The sequence below is a fragment of the Catenibacillus scindens genome, from assembly GCF_014202115.1.
In the GTDB taxonomy this organism is placed as follows: Bacteria; Bacillota; Clostridia; order Lachnospirales; family Lachnospiraceae; genus Catenibacillus; species Catenibacillus scindens.
On the sequence record NZ_JACHFW010000024.1, the window covers coordinates 1 to 18,633 of the forward strand.

The window sequence follows — 18,633 nt, forward strand, 5'->3', positions numbered from 1 at the left end:
TAAAGAACGATATGGAACTTGTGGAAAAGGAAGTCAAAGCAGCAAACTTATAAGGCAGGAATGACTATGAGAGCGTTAATTATTGGCGCTGCCGGATTTGTGGGAAAATATCTCATCCAGCATATTCATGAGACTTATGACTGGGAGCTTTACGCCACAAAACTGGCGCATGAAACACTGGATACCGATCACGCGGCCGTGTATGATCTGAACATTATGGATAAGGACAACACCACCGCGGTCTTAAAAGAGATCGCTCCAGATTATATTTTTTACCTGGCCGCCCAGAGTTCTGTGGCACTTTCATGGAAGAACCCGGAATTGACGGTAGACATTAACATTAAGGGATGCCTGAACCTGTTTAATGTGATCCGTGAGACCGGCCAGAAGCCCCGGATTTTGTGCATCGGCTCCGGGGAGGAATACGGCTACATCCGCCCGGATCAGACGCCGGTGAGGGAGGATACCCCCTTAAATCCGGGAAATATCTACGCGGCCACAAAAGCCTGCCAGAATATGCTGGGTGCCATCTATGCCAGGGCCTATGACCTGGACATTATCCTGGTGCGTGCATTTAACCATATCGGCCCAGAGCAGGCGCCCATCTTTGTGGTATCTGATTTCTGCCGGCAGGTGGCCCGGATCGAAAAGCTCCATTTAGAACCGGTGATCCACGTAGGAAATCTGGAGGCCAGAAGAGACTTCACCGACGTCCGGGACGTGGTGAGGGCCTACGGCCTGCTGATTCAGCACGGTGAGAAAGGGCAGACCTACAATATCGGAAGCGGTCACGCGGTCCGTATACGTTCTATTCTGGACAATATATTGAAGCTGTCCAGCGTCCCCATCAGGGTGGAGGTGGACCCGTCAAGGCTGCGGCCGCTGGATATCCCCGTCATCGAAGCCGATATAACCCGGCTTCAGAGCTGCGTCCCATGGAAACCGGAGATTCCCATGGAGCAGACATTGACTGAAACTTTAGACTACTGGCGTCAAGAAACAAGGAGTGAGTAACATGAAACATCGTATTTTGTGTCTCTCCCTGAGCGCGGTCATGGCCTTTTTTGCCATGACCCCGGCATTTGCCCAAAGCACCCAGGAAACAGCGGCTCAAAGCACTGTCCAGGAGCAGACACAGTCATTAGAAACTACAGCGCAGACTGGAGAGACCATTTCCCAGTCCCAGGAATCACAGGCACCTGAAACCACACAGGAGACTCAGGCTTCCCAAACCCAGGCCCCTGAGACTCATCAGACGGCACAGACTCAGGTTCCGGAAACTCAGGCAGCACAGCAGGCACAGGCACAATCTGAAACCGTGTCCGAAGAAAACAGTAATACCACTGAAGGTTTTGTCACCCGTTTATATGAGCTGACTCTTTTCAGAGAGCCTGACGCCAAAGGTCTCAGCGAATGGACAACTCTTTTAAACAGCGGACAGCAGACCGGCGCGGATATTGTATACGGTTTTCTCCACAGTGATGAATTTCAGGGTAAAAACTACTCAGATACCGAATACATTTCCGTTCTCTATCGGGCCATTTTAAACCGCGAAGCTGATGATAAAGGTCTCAATGACTGGCTCAGCGTTCTCGGCGAAGGCTTTTCCAGAGATTACATATGCTCCGGCTTCATCGGTTCCAACGAATTTAAAGGACTTTGTTCCCAATACGGCATCCAGGCCGGCACACTGACACTGACCGATCTTCTGGATGTTAATCCGGATGTCACCAAATTTGTTAACCGTCTTTACGAGCTTGTCCTGTCCCGTACTCCGGATGACAAAGGCCGCAGAGAGTGGGTGGACGCTCTTGTGTCCGGCAGAAATACTGCCGCTGTAGCCGCCATGGGATTTTTAGACAGCACTGAGTTTAAATCCAAAAATTTAAGCAACAGCGATTACCTGGACGTTTTATACCGCACACTCCTAGACCGCGAGGCTGACAACACAGGCAAAAGTGAATGGCTGGGGGTTATGAGTACCGGCGTTTCCAAAACTTATCTGATCTACAATTTTGTAGCATCCCCTGAGTTTGGCACTTTATGCCAGCAATACGGCATTGAGCGCGGCACAGTTTCCCTGACAGAACCCAGAGACTGGAATAAATACATAACAAGCTTTGTCAATCAGGTCTATGCCCTGGCGCTCCAGCGCCCGGCCTCAGATTCGGATCTGAATAACTGGGCCAGAGATTTATATAACCATGCCGTCAGCGGCAAAGACTTTGTGAAATCCATTGTTTTTTCGGCAGAAGGCAAGGCTATAGCCTCCTCCGACAGAGATTTTGTCATTATGGCCTACCGGGCAGCTCTCTTACGAGACCCTGCTGAAACAGATATTAACAGCGGCGTCAACGCATTAAGAAGTATAAGCCGGGAAAGCTACCTGGAATCCATTTTAGCCAGCACGGAATTTACGAACATCTGCGCTAACTACAATCTCCACCTTTATGTTGAAGGCTGGAATCAATCTCCCAAAGGATTGTACTATGTACAAAACGGTACAGTTTTAAGTGGCTGGCAGCGCATTAACGGTTCTCTGTACTATCTGGATCCATCCAATGATAATGTCCGCGCTACCGGATGGTGCTATGCCGACGGGCTGAAATATTACTTTGACGCCAACGGCGTCCTTGTCCAGAACGTGGATTCCATTATCGGAAAACAGAGTTCTTACCTGCTCAAAGTTAACACCACTACAAACACTGTTTCCGTTTACGCCAGAGACGGAGCCAACGGATATATTATCCCCGTAAAGAACATGATCTGCTCAACAGGTAATCCGGGAACTCCAACCATCCACGGCACATTTACTGTGAAACGTCTCGGACGGTGGTGGGAGCTGATGGGACCGGTTTGGGGACAGTATGTTTCCCAGATTTACGGGGGATATCTCTTCCATTCTGCTTGGTACCATGTCAATGGCAACAACCGCACTTTGTCCGTCAGCGAATACCTGAAACTTGGGCAGAACGCTTCTCACGGATGTGTTCGCCTCACTGTCGCCGACGCCAAATGGATTTATGACAACTGCAACGGCTCCACTGTAACTGTTTACAGCAGCTCCAGCATGGACAATAAATTTGACAAACCGGCTCGTCCAACCCCTGTTGTCATCTCCGGTGACTACGGCTACGATCCTACAGACCCTGCATTTAACTAAAAGCGGGGAATCATAAAACCCCGCGCTTTCACTGTGAAGCTGCGGGGTTTTTCGCTATAAGAAACGTCACAATAATTTTTACTATGATGTTTCCTGCGCCGTTTTTTGCTGCGCAAAGCGCGGATCTTTCCTTGCAAAAATCGTGCGCATCCCCCAGAGAATTTATAGTAAACGGCAAATATATTTGTCGTAAATTTATGTTACCATAAACTTTCATGCCGCACTGCGCGCGGTGCCGCTACAAATGATTGGAGGGTAAATCATGAAACTGAAAAAAAATTTTTGTATCCTTTTGACAATGATTTTATGCCTCACCTCATCGGTTCCCACTTTTGCCGCCGAGACCGGTGACACGGCAACTGCACCGGAGACAGCGATTCCGGAAAGCATCTTGGAATCTGAAACCTCTGCTCCAGAAACAGTCATTGAATCTGAGACAAGTTCTGAAACTACAGCCCCGGAATCGGTCATTGAATCTGAAAATGCCGCTCCGGAGACGATTGCGGAAACAGAACCGGCAGCGCCTGAATCCCAGAGCGAGCCATCCCAGCCGTCTATCAGTGAAGCCTATAATTCCATGGAGAATTACGCCGCCCCAGCCACAACATCTTCTTCCACCCCATCTTCACTCCAGGCCGAGGCTTCCGCGATTTTTAACAGCATTAAGGATTCTCTTCCTGTATCCCGCTCCCGCAGCAGCCTTTCCAGTGAGGAAATTATCAACACTGCCTATGAAATGCTCATCTATATTAATCTTCTCCGAACGGAGAACGGTCTTGAGCCGCTGGTCATTAGCGAAGAACTGACCAGCGCAGCAGTCATCCGTGCCGAAGAATGCCAGGAGCGTTTTGAGCATATACGGCCAGATGGCAGCAGTTGCTTCACTATTCTCAGCGAAATGGGTATCCCATTTATGTCTACCGGTGAAAACATTGCCATAGGACAGCCGGATGTGCTTTCCGTTATGCAGGCATGGTGGAACAGCGAGGGACACCGGAATAATATTCTCAATTCCTCATTCCAGGCTGTAGGCGTAGGACTGGATGTGTCCACCGGAACGCCAACCTGGGTTCAGATTTTTACCGGCGGTTATACACCCTACTCTATTTCTTTTTATAATCCTTCCGGTGTCTTTCAGGTAGGCGATTCCCTCCAGGAACAGGGCATCCTTCTGGAGATTACTTTTACCAACGGCATGGTGGGCTATATGCCGCTCCTTGACAGCATGGTCAGCGGATATGACCCCAACACCACCGGCACCCAGACCATAAGAGTCAACTATATGGGCGGCTATGTAGACTTTACTATTGAAATTACCGACCCCATTGGCGCGTTTGTATCCCGCCTTTATACCGAAGTCTTAGGACGTACGCCTGATCCTACTGGTTTAGCTGAGTGGAGCCAGGTTTTAAAAAACGGGCAGGAACAGGGAGCAAAAGTAGCCCAAGGCTTTATTGACAGCGATGAGTTTAAAGGCCGCAATTTAAGTGATGAAGAATATGTGACTGTTTTATATCACACATTTTTTGACCGCGAGCCGGACAGCGCCGGATTAAACGCCTGGATCGGCGTTCTTAACGACGGGCTTTCCCGCCTTCACGTTTTCAAAGGTTTTGCCGAATCCAACGAATTTACGCAGATCTGCGCCAACTACGGCATTGTCCGCGGAAATGCCCAACTGACCGCTCCGAGAGACCAGAACGAGGGAGTGACCAAGTTCCTCGTCAGATGCTATCGTCTCTGCCTTGGCCGTGAGGCGGATGAAAATGGCTTAAATAGCTGGTGTACCCAGATTCTTACCGGCGCTAACACGGCGAAACAAGCCGCCTACGGTTTTGTTTTCTCCAATGAATTTCAGTCGAAAAATCTGTCCGATGAAGATTATGTAAAAACATTATACCGGGTATTTATGGACCGCGAGCCGGACAGCGCCGGCCTCAATTCCTGGGTCAACGTTCTCAGAAGCGGACAGAGCCGGGAACATGTCTTCAACGGATTTGCGGATTCTCCCGAATTTATAGAGCTATGCCAAAGCTACGGTATCCAGTGATGATATACGAAATAAAAGACACCCAAACAGTTTCCTCGCTGTTTGGCCAGTGGGAAGAAACCTTCATCTGGTCCTGCCTTCAAGGAATTATGGGAAAAATCTATGGCTCTGTTCCAGTCAAATCCCAAGATGCTCACATCCGGGGATTTGACCTTCGGGGCAGGCGCCGGGAGACCCTGCCTGCGTATCCGCCAGACCCGTTGCCCGCAGGAATAAAACCGACCTCTGCCAAGGCTGTGATTGGCGATTTTACTTTTTTTGCCGGAGAGCCAGACCCGGAGTTAATTTCCTACAAACCTGCGGGATGTACCCAAAACTTTATGATCATGGTTCCCCAAAACTCATTATGGGAAAGAGCAATCACACAGGTTTACGGTTCAAAAAGCAAAGTCGTTTCCCGCTATGCCCTGAAAAAAGAGCCTCACGTTTTCAACAAAAAATCACTGGAAAATGCTGTTGCTTCACTGCCCAAGCAATACCATCTGTCTATGATTGATGAACACATTTACTCGTTATGCAAAAGGGAAAGGTGGAGTGCTGATCTTGTATCCCAATTTTCCACCTACCCACAGTACGAGAAGCTGGGGCTTGGCGTTGTCGTCCTTGAGGACAGCCGCATTGTATCCGGTGCCTCCTCCTACTCCAGATACCGGGAAGGCATAGAAATTGAAATTGATACAAGAGAAGATCATCGCCGGAAAGGGCTGGCTTATATATGCGGGGCCAAGCTGATCCTGGAATGTCTGAAAAGGAATCTCTATCCCAGTTGGGACGCGCAGAACAAAAGCTCCCTGGCCCTTGCTCAGAAACTAGGCTACCACTACAGCCATACATACACTGCCATAGAAATATGGGATTACTAGATTAAACGCCGGCCGTTCACAGTTTTCACAAGCTGTGAACGGCCGGCGTGACCTAAACTGTTATATTTTACTTTGAGTATCCCTGAAAAATTTCAAGATAGGCATCAGCCATATTCTCCTGATAACCCGCTTTTCCATGAATTTTCACAGCTACGGCAGTCTCCGTCAGCTTTGGATCTTCTATTTTCTCCAACATCTTTATCCGCCTTGGAGATAAAGCTTCCCCGGATACACATTTTTCATAGTCTTCCAGGGACATATGCCAGTAATGGAACACACCCGGATAATAGTTTTTCAGCCTCTGGGCGATCAGAAGGCCCTCCGGGTCAAAATCACCGGCATACCAGACTTCTGTTCCCGACTTTGACAGCAGATCAAGAAGCAAGAGGGAACTGAACCTCGGCTGTCCGTTCATACACATCAGACCGCAGCTTTTATCCCACTTTCCACAGATAAGGGCGTACACCGACGGATTTTCCACAATATATAAACGATTTCCCGGACAAAAGGCAGATTTCCAGCCTGCGATCACAGAAAGAGGTATCTGGACAGTCTCTCCCTCCTCCAGGAATCCCTCCATTCCGGCATGTAATTCTCCCCGACGGTTTTGAGCCCGTATTCCCGCCGCCAGGGCATAATTAGACACATCATCCCTAAGAATACCCGCTTTCAGGTATAATCTTTGTTTACCCATCAGGGGAAATTCTCCGCTTTTGCCGCCCTTTTCTCTGGCTCCGCCAGTCTTTTTAACATACCATTTCACCAGCATTTCCAGAAATTTTCCGTCTTTTGTTCCATCGTCAAACGCGTGGGGATTCCCTGTGACCTGTGCCGCAAACACAGCCAGATAGAGGGCGCTATTTCCACGCTCCGCCGGAAGGAAATCAAGGATACACGCCCCCAGCGTCAGCAGCCGTCTGGCTTCTGTGAAATCTTCTCCCCCTTCCCGGTCCCGCTTTTTCACATAGGAGGAAAATCCATGGGAAGCAGTTTTTTCGCTGCCGCCATCTTCTGTCCCCTCTCCTTCCATTTCCTCAATCCACCGGACTGCCAGAGGGCCAGCGCCCTTTTTTGCCCTTTCAAGGAGATTTTTCCAGTGCCTTTCATTCCGCTGCTGCTGCTCTTTTTTACTTTCCACAGCTTCCTGAAAATACAGTTCCAGAACCTCTTTTCCCGTAATGCCCCGAAAGCGGCTCTCAGACAGCGCCCGCTCAAAACGCTCCGCCGAAACAGAGGCGGAACGTTTTCCGTGATAATTTTTCAGAAGAAATCCCTCCAGATCATCCCGCTCGGATTCCTTTAAATTTTTAAGGGTTACTGTCCCGGCAAATTTGCCATAGGAAAGATATTTCTCGCGAAATCCTCGCAAAAGCCGCCCGAACACAGGGCGCTCCCGAAAATATTCCAGGCACTCTCCCATCAGTCTGCCGTCCATCTGCCTCTCACACATATACATCCCTGTCTTTCATTAGCTATCCCTGTCTTTATATACGTTTCTGTCTTGTATTCCTGCCTGTCCGGCTCACTGCATTTCCTGCACAGCCTGTATCTCCTGCGCGGCCCGATTTTCCATCTCAGTCTCATCTTCCAGCATGACCCGCGAGCGGCCGTTCCACAAATAGGGCATCACCGTCACAAACTTAGCGTTCTCCGGGCGGATAAGCTGGTAGATGGCCAGGGCGTCCAATGTATCGCAATCGCCCCACAGAACCTGAGAATTAATAATAAAGTCAAAGTGAAATTCCGTCATAAGGCGGAACATGTCCCGGATATTCCGGTTGTCAACGCCGGCAAATGCCTCGTCCAGGGAAATCAGCCGGGGCGCGTCCGGCCGCCCGCCCTCATATTTGGCCACAACTGCCGAAAAGAGAGGTACATACATGGCCATAGCCTTTTCACCGCCGCTGAATGTCCCGAAAACACTGTTGGTCAATTCCTTCACCCGCTCGCCGCTTTTCTGGAAAAAGAGCTGGAACTCAAACCATTTCCGGTAATCCAGCGTGTCTTTCATCACCTGGTAAAAGGAAATCATGCCGCCGCTGTCTCTGGCATGGCGCCGCGCCTCTTCCACCTTTGAGCGGAAATGGGCGGATAACCTGGCCGCTTCGTCCTCCCGCATGAGCCGGTAATCTTTCCGCAAAAGCTCCACCAGTTCCTTTGTATCAAGCTGATCCTCAGTCTGAGCAGTGCGGCTGCGCCATTTTAAGTTCAGCTTCAGGCCGCTGGATGTATTCATAGCTCCCATCAAAGCGTTCATCTTTTCCACCCAGGCATTGGAACTGTTGATCCTTCCCCGGATCTTACGGCTGACAGTGTTTGCCAGGATATCCTCAAAAAGCTCTCTGTCCCCGTCTTTAATCAGACCTTTAAGTTCCTCAATCTCCTCCGACAAATGGGTCAGCAGACGCCCAAAGGGTATGCGGACGCCCTGATAGCGCGCCTCAATATCCAGGCGCTTTGCCGGAGGATCTCCCCGCTGAGCCTCCCGATCCAGTTCTTCAAAGATTTCCGTCTGCATGATCTGGTAGTCCATCAGATATCCCCGGTTTTCAAAATATACCTGATTCAGGCTGCGGATAATCTGTTCCTTGTCCATATCCCAGCATTCCGGCGAGAGGAAATCCCGCGCCATCTGCGCCTTATTCTCCGTCTTGCCTTCGGAAAGGGAAACATAGTCCAGATTTAACTCTGCCTCAAAACATTTTTCCAGATATTCCGCCTTTCTTTTAAGTTCCGAGATCCGTCCTTCATTCTGCCGGGCCTGATCAAGAAGCAGCCGCATCCGCTCTTCATTCTGCGTTTTCTCGGCCACACAGCACTGAAGGCGTTCCGGATAATTTTTCAGCCATTCCATACACTCGTCCAGTTGGTGGCGGATCTGCTCGTAATCTGTCAGAGCAAGCTGCTGCAGTACGGAGTCATATTCTTCTTTCTCTCTCTTTAATTCCCGCTCTGTGCTGCCCGCCTCATAACGGATCTGATCCATCTCCGAATCCAGGATTTCCTCACGGCTCTCCAGTTCTTCCAGATGGACCCGGATCTGGAGAAATACTTCATGTCCGGATCGAAGCTGATAAAAATGCTGACGGTAATCCCCAGCCGCCTCATCCGCCCGAAGAAATGTATCATAGCTGCATGTAAGATAAAGTCTCTGGGCTATTTCCGCCGCCTGACGCTTCAGTTCCCTGAGTTTTTCCCCAACTTCCATCAGTTCTTTTTCCAATCGCTGTCCTTCTTCTCTCATGCGCTCCACTGCGCGGCGGGCCTCGGAAAGCATCTTCCATGCCTCCCGCATATCCGTATCCTCCGGGAGGCTCTCATACTCTTCCTGAAGGCGCCGGGCGCGCTGGTCAAGGACTTCCAGCTCCCCTTTAAGAATACGCTGCTGTTCTTCATTTTCAGACAGCATCTCCCGGCACTGTGCGATTTTCGCCTGGCGATTCTTTTCTCTGGCCTGCACGCCGATAAATCCGGCCTCATGCTGCCCTGAAACAGTTCCGCTGACCACGCCAATCTGATAGGAGCCATCAGGATAGACCGCCGTCGTCAACGGCCCCCAGTCCGCTCCGGATAACTTCCCATCATCAGCGCCCGCTCCGATTTGCTCATCCTTGACGCCGCCTAGGGCAATATTTCCCAGGATTCCCGTGATCCTCTGATTAAAGAAAATATCATTGACAGAATCGTTCAGATCCAGTATATCCAAAAGACTGCGCTCCGCGCTGCGGGACTGTACAAACAGGTATCGGTCCGCGCAGCCGGGATCTGCCGCCAGGACTTGTTCCCTATACTGTTCGTCAATGACAAGGGCATCCAAGATTCCCATCTCCAGGAGAGCTTCCTCAAGACGGCCGCATTCTTCCCCGTTCATGTCCCTGCCAAATTCCACCACCTTGTAAAATTCCTGATATGGTATTCCTTTATTTTTCAGTCTTTCCCTGTTCTTTCTGACCGCGTCGCTCCGTTCCGGCTCAGGCTCCCGGCTGCTCTCCCACTGAGCCAGCTCCTCATCAATCTTCTGATGTTCATCCTCCAGACTTTTAAGTTCTCCCTGCTTTTTAAGAGAATGTTCGCTGATCTCTCCTTTTTTCCCAATCCACAGATCCGCGGCTACCCCGCGCACCTGGGCAAAATCCGACCCATCTCCATATTCATCGGCAAAACGTGACATTTCCCGCATCTGTTCAGAGGAAAATTTAAGTTCTTCATTTTTCCCGTTCCATCCGTACAGAGCTTCTTTCCACTCATTCTCCACCTGTACAAGAACAGACTCCAGTTCGCTCTCCCGCCGCTGCGCCCCGTCGGTCTCCCTCTGCTGACGCTCTCTTTTTTTCAGGAGATCATCCGCCTCTCTCTGCCGGATTTCCCCTTCTCTAAGAAGCTCCACGCCCTGACTGATCTGTTCCTTTACCTTTTTAAACTGGGACTCATGGCTATCCCAGGAAAATGCCTGATCCAAATTTTCTTTCAGTTCCGCCTGAAAAAAAGTATGCTCTTCAAAAGACATCTCCTCCGCTTCCCCCTGCATTTCCTCCAGAAGGGAGTTAAGCTCCCGCTCCTTTTCGTAGGATCTGTCCTCCTCCTGCTTTTTCCTGTCCTCAATCTCTACATACTGTTCCTGTTTAGCGCTAAGCTGCCTGTTTTTCTCCTCTAGCAGCCGCTCACGATTTTTTATGCGGGAGGACAGATCCAGCTCCTGCCTCTTGAGCCCCACCGCGTCGCTCCTGCTTAAAGATTCCCGCTCCTTTTCCATGGCCTCCCGGCGGGCATCCAGTCCGCTCATTTCCTGCTCCAGTTCCCGGACACGGTTTTGGCAGCGCTTGGCTTCTTCCATCTGGGCCTTTTGCTCTTCCTGGGATTCAGAAAGTTTTTTCTGGTTTTCAAAGCAGCGGTCAGCCTTTTCAAAAAGTGTGAGCCGGTTATAGCGGTCAAGCACTTTCTGTATCTTCTCCGCCGCCTGATATCCGGCTTCCCTGGATTTCAGGTTCATGTTCATAGCGTCCATATTTTCAATAGCCTCAGACATTGGCCTCAGATCCTCATCCGACAGAGGCTGAAGTGAATCACTTAAAATATCATTTACGACTGAAGGCTTAAAGTCCTTTGACAGCTTTGGCGTTCTAAGCTGTATGAGAAGATCAATCATCTCCTTATACTCTTCCACCGTCTCGAATCCGAAAATCTGCCGGTTGACATACTCCATATAATCCGTCTGCCTGTCAAAAATCTGCCCTCCGCCGGAGATACGATTCTCCAGCTCTTTCTTTGAAAGCGTGATTTTCTCGCCCATATCTTTGTAGAGCAGAAAATCTCTTCCCACACGTCTTCCGTCTGTCAGGCTAAAATACCACTTATCCAGCGGCTTTCCCCGCCTGGCACGGATTCCCATACCTACCGTCAGCCATGTATCGCTCTCCTGGCGTTTAAACTCCAGATACAGATATCCGGTCCGCTCTTCACGCCCGTCATCCTCCTCCAGAAGATAACTGCTCATCTTACGGTCTCTGGAACCGAAAGGATCCAGACGTTCAGGGCTCATATTTCCATCCAGCAGCAGCGGAATAACACTCTGCATCGTCACAGATTTTCCCGAACCGTTGGACCCTCTCAGCAGCATGCGTCCCTTTACAAAGGAAAACTCCTGCTCGTCATAATACCAGAAATTAATCAACCCGATCCTGCTTGCCTGCCACCTGCTATTCATTATTTTCTTTCTCCTTTATCCTCTCCGGGCTTTTTCCTCGGATGACTTCCATTAGTTTCATCAGCCGCTTTCTTTCCTTCACCATCGGGCTGCTGTCCGCCGCAAAAATCTTCCGGATAGTGTCCTGTGATCTTCCCCGCACAAGGGCGAATGACAATGATCTGCGCTCCATCATTTCTCCGGATCATAGTCCAGCGCTCCATCTCATCCTCAACCTGGCGGATAAATTCTCCCTCCGGCATCTCCCGGTATCCTTTGATAAATCCGGCTTCATAATCTTTCTTCACATTCCGGATCATCTGTTCAAATTCCACAATCGGCACAGAAACGGTATCATCTTTTTCTCTTTTCCATTGGCCCGTCTCCACTTCTTTTCGTATTTCTCCACAGCACAAAAGCAGGATGTCTGACATTCCCGTGTTGCCCGGAAATGTCTCCCCAATCCTGCAGTCTTCACCCTGGATAAAAAAAGCGCTGCCCCTGTGAATATGGAGCCGTCCTTGAAAATTTTGTTCCAGATCATCGGCCAGCCTTCTGCCGTAATATTTCAGATACTCAAAATCTTCCTCTGCGCCTTCCCCCCGGTACATTCCCACAGAAAAAAGAAGCCGCTTATATACTCTGTGCCGTCTAGCGATTCCCCGATCTTCATCCATGGCAAACCAGTCGCTTTCCTGGAAATCCTCCGGTTTGGTGTACTCCATAATATCCCTGCTGAAATTTCTCATAAAATATCTGGACGCCCCTGTATTTTCATACAGCACCTCACCGTTTTCCCTGTCCATAAATACATCGTCGCTTCCATCAGTGACCTTGAGGACTCCCTGACTCTCCGCGTATCTTAATACTTTTACCAGACGCCTGCGGTTTGTATACAGTGTCCAATCCACACTCTCCCCAGGCATATTTGTTCCGATATATTCGGTGAGCTGAGACAGGATAAACTGCTCCTGAGCGTCCCGGTCTTCCAGAAACATTAAAAGAATACACAGGAAAGCATACTCTTCCTTTGCCCCAAAAGAGCTGATGCCCATAAAGATTTCAGGAATGGCCGGAATCTTCTCCATCTTTACAAGCAGAGCATTCTCGATGACCTGGCATCCCATTTTCTCCGTGGCAAACTTTCGGATCTCCCCGATGGAATCCCGAATCTTATAGTACATTTCCCTGTCCTCTGATTTTAAAATCCACCGCCGGTCAAACAGCGTCTCCAGTTCTTTCATAGGCCCCCGTCCTCCCCAAATACAATACTCAGCTTCGGCATAGTAAAATTGCCATCCTCGCACCGCACGACGCACTGTTCATCCCTGTGAGTCATATCCAGCACAAAGTTTCTTCCATCCTCTGTCCTGGCCCCAAAATCCGCGTCCTCCAGAGCGTCCGACAACCATTTCAAAAGGATTTCCCGAACCCGCGGCTCGATCACGGGAAGATTAGCAAAATCAATTCGCCCGTCCCGCTCCAGTTCGCCGATCCGCTTCCAGTCTTCTTTCATCTGTTCCACGGCCTGCTTTCGCGCCTGGGCTTTTTCCGCCCTTGTATCCCGGATCGAAGTCCGCTCAGACTTTTCCTTATAAGTTCTGATTCTTGGCCTTAATATCAGCTCCTCTGCCGGTTCATCATAGACGCTCTGATCCATACTGTCTGTCACACGTTCCATCTCACTTTTTAAGTGAAACGGGCGCTCCAGCCCAAACACCATGGCAGACATTTTGTGGGCTTCATTCAAGTCTTTGCACCGCAGAAAAATTTCTGCCACTTTTCTGTACTCCTCCCGCCGGTTTGCCCCAAGGGCGTTCCTTTCGCTGATCTGAGCGCCATAGCGGGTGATCCGCCGTATAATCTCGTTGGTGGCGTCAAACAGTCTTCCCGCCTCATTTTCACGGCCATCCGCCGACACAAACCAGTTTCGGATACTCTCAAAACGCCCCCTTGTTTTCTCCTCGATCAGTTCCCTGGAAACTTCTACATCCATCCTTGGAATGGACATCTCGTAATCGTTGACCTTGCCCAACACTGTCTCCAGAATATCCGAATCCAGCATCTTTAAAATCTCCTCAATGACGCCAACATTTTTCTGCAATCCTTTAATAAAATTTCTGAGATACTCCACCAGCTTATCTTTAAAAACGAGGAACTCCCTGGTCCGCATCATCTCCTCCGCCTTCACACTGTTGAGATCCCGGATATAATCCTGGTAATTCTGATTCAGCCGGATGAAGTCATTGTTCAGATCATTCCACCATGTGTAAACAGTATTTCCATCCTCTTTCGCCATTTTCTCAAAACGCTCCACATTCAGCCGAATCCTTTCCAGCAGGGTAGGCTCCAGCGAAGCGCCCTCGACAAAGAGATTTTCCAAACGTATGACCAGACGCTCGATCTCCACGCTGTACTCAGACATCTGATACCTGAATTTCTTATTTTTAAATTCTTCAATGGAAGATACCCTGCGTGTATCCTGGAGGGTATTCAGGTTCTTCCACTCTGTCAGCATAGCAAGATCCTGCTGGCACTGCTCCATGCGGTAATCCGCGAAATACGGGTCCGCCGTCATCTCCTCGTAGACATCCTCCTGATACATCCAGTACCGCAGCTTCTCATAATTCTCATAAAAAATGCGCATAATGCTTCGATATCGGTCCGCATTATCCGCATTTAAATATTTTGCCTCAGTTAAAGGTCTTGTTAACTTTTCCGTGACACGCATTCTTTTGTTTCCTCCAAAATCAGTCCATGAGTATAGTATAGATCATGGGCGGGGGGTGTGCAACAATAAATTTTTATTGTCTACTTTTTTAGTAACAGTTCAGCCCGCCCATCCCTGATGGCTAAACTGTTACCTTTTCAGATTCCGTTCTTTATCAAAAAAAGCGAATTTTAACATACGATATTCTTCATCTGTACAAATTTCCCTGCACTTTTTCTCATATTCCTTAGAACGATAAAGCATGTCTTTTATTTTATGACAGGGGAATTGTGTACATTGATTACATTTTTTAATATTCTTCTCTTTTATTCATTCTACAAGATGATATGTAGATTGCTTATGAGATGAACACCCCAAACATTTATTGTAATCGTTCCAACAGCGTCCTGCGCATAATCAAAGCAGAGAAAAACCTGATTCCTTTTTATATCCCTTAAAATATTTTCTTCACTGTGATGTTCAAGGAAAAAATCCACCGCGCCTTTAGGATAATAATGGGGATAAATTTCAGAAATTGTAACTTCTGAAATATGTCTGACTATGTTTAAATCGTCTAAAACCGCTTGTCGTATGCCCATTTTTATTCCTCCTTTGTCTGAAATTCCCGATTTCTCTATCTCACATTAATATTTAGGTTGTATGGTTCTATTACTTCTTTATCGCACATCAAAATATTCTTGTGGGTTATCATAAATCACTTTTCCAAAAGCAATATGAAATTCACTTATCTGGTTTAGTTTTTCAAGAATTCCCTTATCAAAACCAATTGCCATTCCTTTTCCATCTTGTGCATATCCCCTCCACTGACTCAATTGATCTTTACTTTCAGAAAAGCACACACAAAATGTTTTCATTGAATTACTATATACACCTTCTTCATACCATGTTCTCCATGCATGTAATGCTTCAACATCATCTCTCAGATATTCTTACATCCCCTTATTTACAATCTCCCTGCATCTTATACACTCTTGATAATCATTTGATTTTCCAATATCAGAAAGTCATATACTTGAATTTTTGATAATGTTAAAAAAAGTATCTCCACTACAATAATGATACACAATTTCATTCATACTTTTGTATACATCTCTTTTCTAAATTTATTTATCGGAACTCTCTTTATTAGTATTATATGCCATCCCATGGCAACAAAAAAGTATATTCAATTAGAAATATGACAGGTAATCATAAAGACCACCTGTCATACAAAATAATCTGTGCTAAAATTTTTTACTCAAACTCGTCCCGCTCATTTGGTTTTCCATCACCAATATTATAAATATATGTCTCTTGGCGTCGATTTTTCACATATTTTCATATCTTCCATCTATTTTCAGAGACTATTAGTACCTTTTCGGTACCCTGACATATCATTGAACATCTAAAGATTTCAAATACTGTTCCACCATATCAACAACTTCTTGCGCTGTATGAAGTTGCTCCCTGGCTTCTTCTATGGATACTATATAGAAATCATCATAGTCGCTGGCATGTCTGACCTCCTGGGCTCTGCTGATCTCCTTGGGAAAGATTCCTGTATGAACGAAATCTTTGTTAAAATTCCCAATAACCTGCGCATGTTGCTTATAGGCTTTAAATTCCAATGCCAAACATGCGGAAATCGCCCTAAAGATTGCATAATACGCCCGGTTATTAGATGATCGGTAATGCCCTCCTTCAAAATTCAGCTTCGCAGCCTCCAGGTCATCTCTGGCAACCGAAATCCTGTGCATTGCAAGTTCTCTTGCCCCACCTATATCGTCCAACTCAAGCTGCATATAATTCTACTCCTTCTCGTTTGATAGTGTTGTAAAATGGATATGCTCTTAACCACTTTTCAAAGTGACTTTGGTTCTTGACAATAGGCATGATTTCCAAATCATACTCAAAATTATAGTCGAAAGTCAAATCTGAAAGAGCATGGCCTTTAGCCTTTATGTCTGCTTCAGACAGTTCAACCAATATCATAATATCAATATCTGAGTCCTTGTTAAAATCGCCTCTGGCATAAGACCCATATAAAATAACCGCCTTCAGATAGTTTCCATATAATTGATGAAGGTCGTCTACATACCGTTTTAAAATACTGCTTATATTTTGAGACATATTGCTCCTCCTTCCATTCTTTCTATATAAATAGTATATCCATTCTGCAAGTTAAAAGCAATCAGAATCTTTCATTTCTAACCATTAAAAAAGGAAGGGCCATATCCCAACCCTTCCATAATCTCACAGATCGTCCGCAAGGAAACTGTATCACTTATCGGAACTCGGCTTAATTCACTGATTTCAGAGAGTCTAAACTGAATTTTCTCAAGCTGTTTTTCAAATGACGCAAACATTCTTTCATTGCCGACAACCACGATTTTTTGGTATAACGAACTTCGGATAAGATAATCCTGTTTATGTAAACCTGATAAAACTATCCTTGATTCCAGAGCTTCTCTTTCTTCTGGAGACATCCGAAAATTTACAATTAAACTTCTTTTTCTGTTTCTTTCTGGTTTTTGCATAATTCCATCTTCCTTTCATCGTCTAACTTTTGCGCCATATCCTGTTGCTGCGTCGGGAACATATGCGCATAAATGTTATGACAAGCTTGTCATAAAAATTACGCTTACGCGGATACGGAAGCCAAGCGGAAAGCGATTGAAAAAGCCATGGGGGCAGGCCTTGCCGATGCGGAATCAGTGAATTACACGGTTAGCGATGAAGATATGCTAAGACGGCTCTACGGTCTGTGATGCAGGAAAAAAGATTATCCCGAATTTTAGGAATATATCGTTCCAATCCCAGCGGAAGTGTCTTAAAAGTATGGAAAAGTTATCCCGAATCTTTTTATAAAAAGCTGGTGAATAAGCGGTTTTTTCTGAAGATTCGGGATAATCCAACTTTCGGTATAACCTCTTTCCCGCAGGAATAAAATAAGCCAGCGATAAATCAACAGATGTGGTCAAATAAAGCCGCAGATGATTAGCACGACAAGAAACAATAAATGGCAGGAGCCATTTGGCGCCTGCCATCATTTTCCTTGATTCAGCCGTGCAATAAGACCAAGCAATATAATTAAATCATCATCGGATAATGTCCTGATGCCATCCAACGCCTTTCTGACAAGCTGTGGGGTGTTTTCGGTATTGTCAAAAAATTGCAGGGGCGTTATTTCAAAATATTCGCAGATATTTAAGAATTGCTTCATGGAAGGCAATGCTCGGCCGGAGGAAATAGCCTGGATGTAACCACGGTTTTGTCCCAGTTCCAAGCTCAACTGGTATTCAGAAATGCCTTTTTTCAACCGCAGTTCCGTGATCCGATTGCGGATAAATTCTTCGTCCATAAGTTCACCTCTCTGATTGTTAGCATATCAGAAAGGTTCCCTGGATATTGAACATTATTTATGTTATAATTTGGCTAATAACTTCTTTTATGCTGTATTAAATGATTTATTTTTGTTTTCTATGTGTCGATTGCTATTAGAACAGGAGGAAACCGCATGAATGAATGCGTTTGTGCCATTACTGGACACCGCCCAAGCCGGTTTAAGTTCAAATACAGTGAAGATTATACCCTTTGCAAGAAGATCAAAGCCAATATGCTGGAGGTATTCCGAAAGCTACATGATGAAAAGAAAGTCCGGCGCTTTTATGTTGGCGGCGCCCTGGGTGTAGATATGTGGGCGGCTGAACAAATTCTTCGTCTGAAGGAGCAACCTGGATACGAAGATATTGAATTGGTTGTGGCCTTGCCGTTTGTCGGCCATGATGCCAAGTGGGATCAGCGCAGCAAGCTCCGGATGGAGTTTATCCTACAACATTGCGACAAAAAAGAAGTCATCGGAAACGAGGATTGCCGTGAAAGTTATGTCAAGAGAAATTGCTACATGGTGGATCAGGCCAACTATCTAGTGGCAGTTTATGACGATGTGCGAAATCTGCGGTCCGGGACAATGCAGTGTGTCAGATATGCACGGAAGAACGATGTTCCGGTAGTTCTGATTCACCCAGACACAGCCAATACAACCTATCCAATGTAATCCATAAGAGCGCCGGGTGTGACTTCATTAGTCCTACACCCGGTGTCAAGCCAAGCACTTAGGGCAATTCACTCATATCCCAACTAATAGATTGTTCTTACTTAAAG

15 protein-coding genes are annotated in these 18,633 nt (G+C 47.1%); 5 read left to right on the forward strand and 10 right to left on the reverse strand.

The annotated features are described in order from the left end of the window. Nucleotides 1-66: 66 nt before the first annotated feature. The 4 genes from HNP82_RS16845 (at nt 67) to HNP82_RS16860 (ending at nt 6,076) form a co-directional block, all read left to right on the forward strand. Entirely contained in the window at nt 67-1,014 is a 948-nt protein-coding gene (locus HNP82_RS16845; protein WP_183776600.1) for a GDP-mannose 4,6-dehydratase, read from the forward strand. A 1-nt stretch (nt 1,015) separates the two neighbouring features. Next, on the forward strand, nt 1,016-3,163 hold the full coding sequence (locus HNP82_RS16850) for a DUF4214 domain-containing protein (RefSeq protein WP_183776601.1): 2,148 nt from the start codon (nt 1,016-1,018) through the stop codon (nt 3,161-3,163). A 262-nt stretch (nt 3,164-3,425) separates the two neighbouring features. Next, a complete protein-coding gene (locus HNP82_RS16855; RefSeq protein ID WP_183776602.1) occupies nt 3,426-5,213 on the forward strand; it encodes a DUF4214 domain-containing protein in 1,788 nt (595 codons plus the stop codon). Then, nucleotides 5,213-6,076: a GNAT family N-acetyltransferase gene (locus HNP82_RS16860; RefSeq protein ID WP_183776603.1), complete on the forward strand. Its 864-nt coding sequence runs from the start codon at nt 5,213-5,215 to the stop codon at nt 6,074-6,076. The genes HNP82_RS16855 and HNP82_RS16860 overlap by 1 nt, the downstream gene beginning before the upstream one ends. A gap of 67 nt (nt 6,077-6,143) precedes the next feature. Here the strand turns inward: HNP82_RS16860 and HNP82_RS16865 are convergent, their stop codons facing one another. The 10 genes from HNP82_RS16865 to HNP82_RS16910 form a co-directional block, all read right to left on the reverse strand. Beyond that, nucleotides 6,144-7,526 carry a TIGR02679 domain-containing protein gene (locus HNP82_RS16865; RefSeq protein WP_183776604.1) on the reverse strand — a complete coding sequence of 461 codons (1,383 nt, stop codon included), beginning with the start codon at nt 7,524-7,526 and terminating at the stop codon, nt 6,144-6,146. Between the two features lie 72 nt (nt 7,527-7,598). Further along, entirely contained in the window at nt 7,599-11,780 is a 4,182-nt protein-coding gene (locus HNP82_RS16870; RefSeq protein ID WP_183776605.1) for a TIGR02680 family protein, read from the reverse strand. Then, nucleotides 11,780-13,003, reverse strand: coding sequence for a TIGR02678 family protein (locus tag HNP82_RS16875; protein WP_183776606.1), 1,224 nt, complete (start codon nt 13,001-13,003; stop codon nt 11,780-11,782). Before HNP82_RS16875 ends, HNP82_RS16870 begins: the two co-directional genes overlap by 1 nt. Then, nucleotides 13,000-14,490, reverse strand: a complete 1,491-nt coding sequence (locus HNP82_RS16880) for a TIGR02677 family protein (protein ID WP_183776608.1) — start codon at nt 14,488-14,490, stop codon at nt 13,000-13,002. Before HNP82_RS16880 ends, HNP82_RS16875 begins: the two co-directional genes overlap by 4 nt. A 314-nt stretch (nt 14,491-14,804) precedes the next feature. Beyond that, on the reverse strand, nt 14,805-15,068 hold the full coding sequence (locus HNP82_RS16885) for a hypothetical protein (protein ID WP_183776609.1): 264 nt from the start codon (nt 15,066-15,068) through the stop codon (nt 14,805-14,807). A gap of 78 nt (nt 15,069-15,146) precedes the next feature. Continuing rightward, nucleotides 15,147-15,344: a DUF2971 domain-containing protein gene (locus HNP82_RS16890; RefSeq protein ID WP_183776611.1), complete on the reverse strand. Its 198-nt coding sequence runs from the start codon at nt 15,342-15,344 to the stop codon at nt 15,147-15,149. 519 nt (nt 15,345-15,863) lie between these two features. Next, nucleotides 15,864-16,271, reverse strand: a complete 408-nt coding sequence (locus HNP82_RS16895; protein ID WP_183776613.1) for a HEPN domain-containing protein — start codon at nt 16,269-16,271, stop codon at nt 15,864-15,866. Then, the gene (locus tag HNP82_RS16900) at nt 16,261-16,599 is read right to left on the reverse strand and encodes a nucleotidyltransferase domain-containing protein (protein WP_183776614.1); all 339 of its coding nucleotides are present in this window, start codon (nt 16,597-16,599) and stop codon (nt 16,261-16,263) included. Before HNP82_RS16900 ends, HNP82_RS16895 begins: the two co-directional genes overlap by 11 nt. 77 nt (nt 16,600-16,676) lie before the next feature. Further along, complete coding sequence (locus HNP82_RS16905; protein ID WP_183776615.1) at nt 16,677-17,006, reverse strand: plasmid mobilization protein; 330 nt, start codon at nt 17,004-17,006, stop codon at nt 16,677-16,679. A gap of 509 nt (nt 17,007-17,515) precedes the next feature. After that, complete coding sequence (locus HNP82_RS16910) at nt 17,516-17,830, reverse strand: helix-turn-helix transcriptional regulator (protein ID WP_183776616.1); 315 nt, start codon at nt 17,828-17,830, stop codon at nt 17,516-17,518. Between the two features lie 156 nt (nt 17,831-17,986). On the opposite strand from HNP82_RS16910, the gene HNP82_RS16915 reads away from it, so the two are divergent. Then, entirely contained in the window at nt 17,987-18,526 is a 540-nt protein-coding gene (locus HNP82_RS16915; RefSeq protein WP_183776617.1) for an SLOG family protein, read from the forward strand. The last annotated feature ends 107 nt before the right edge of the window (nt 18,527-18,633 follow it).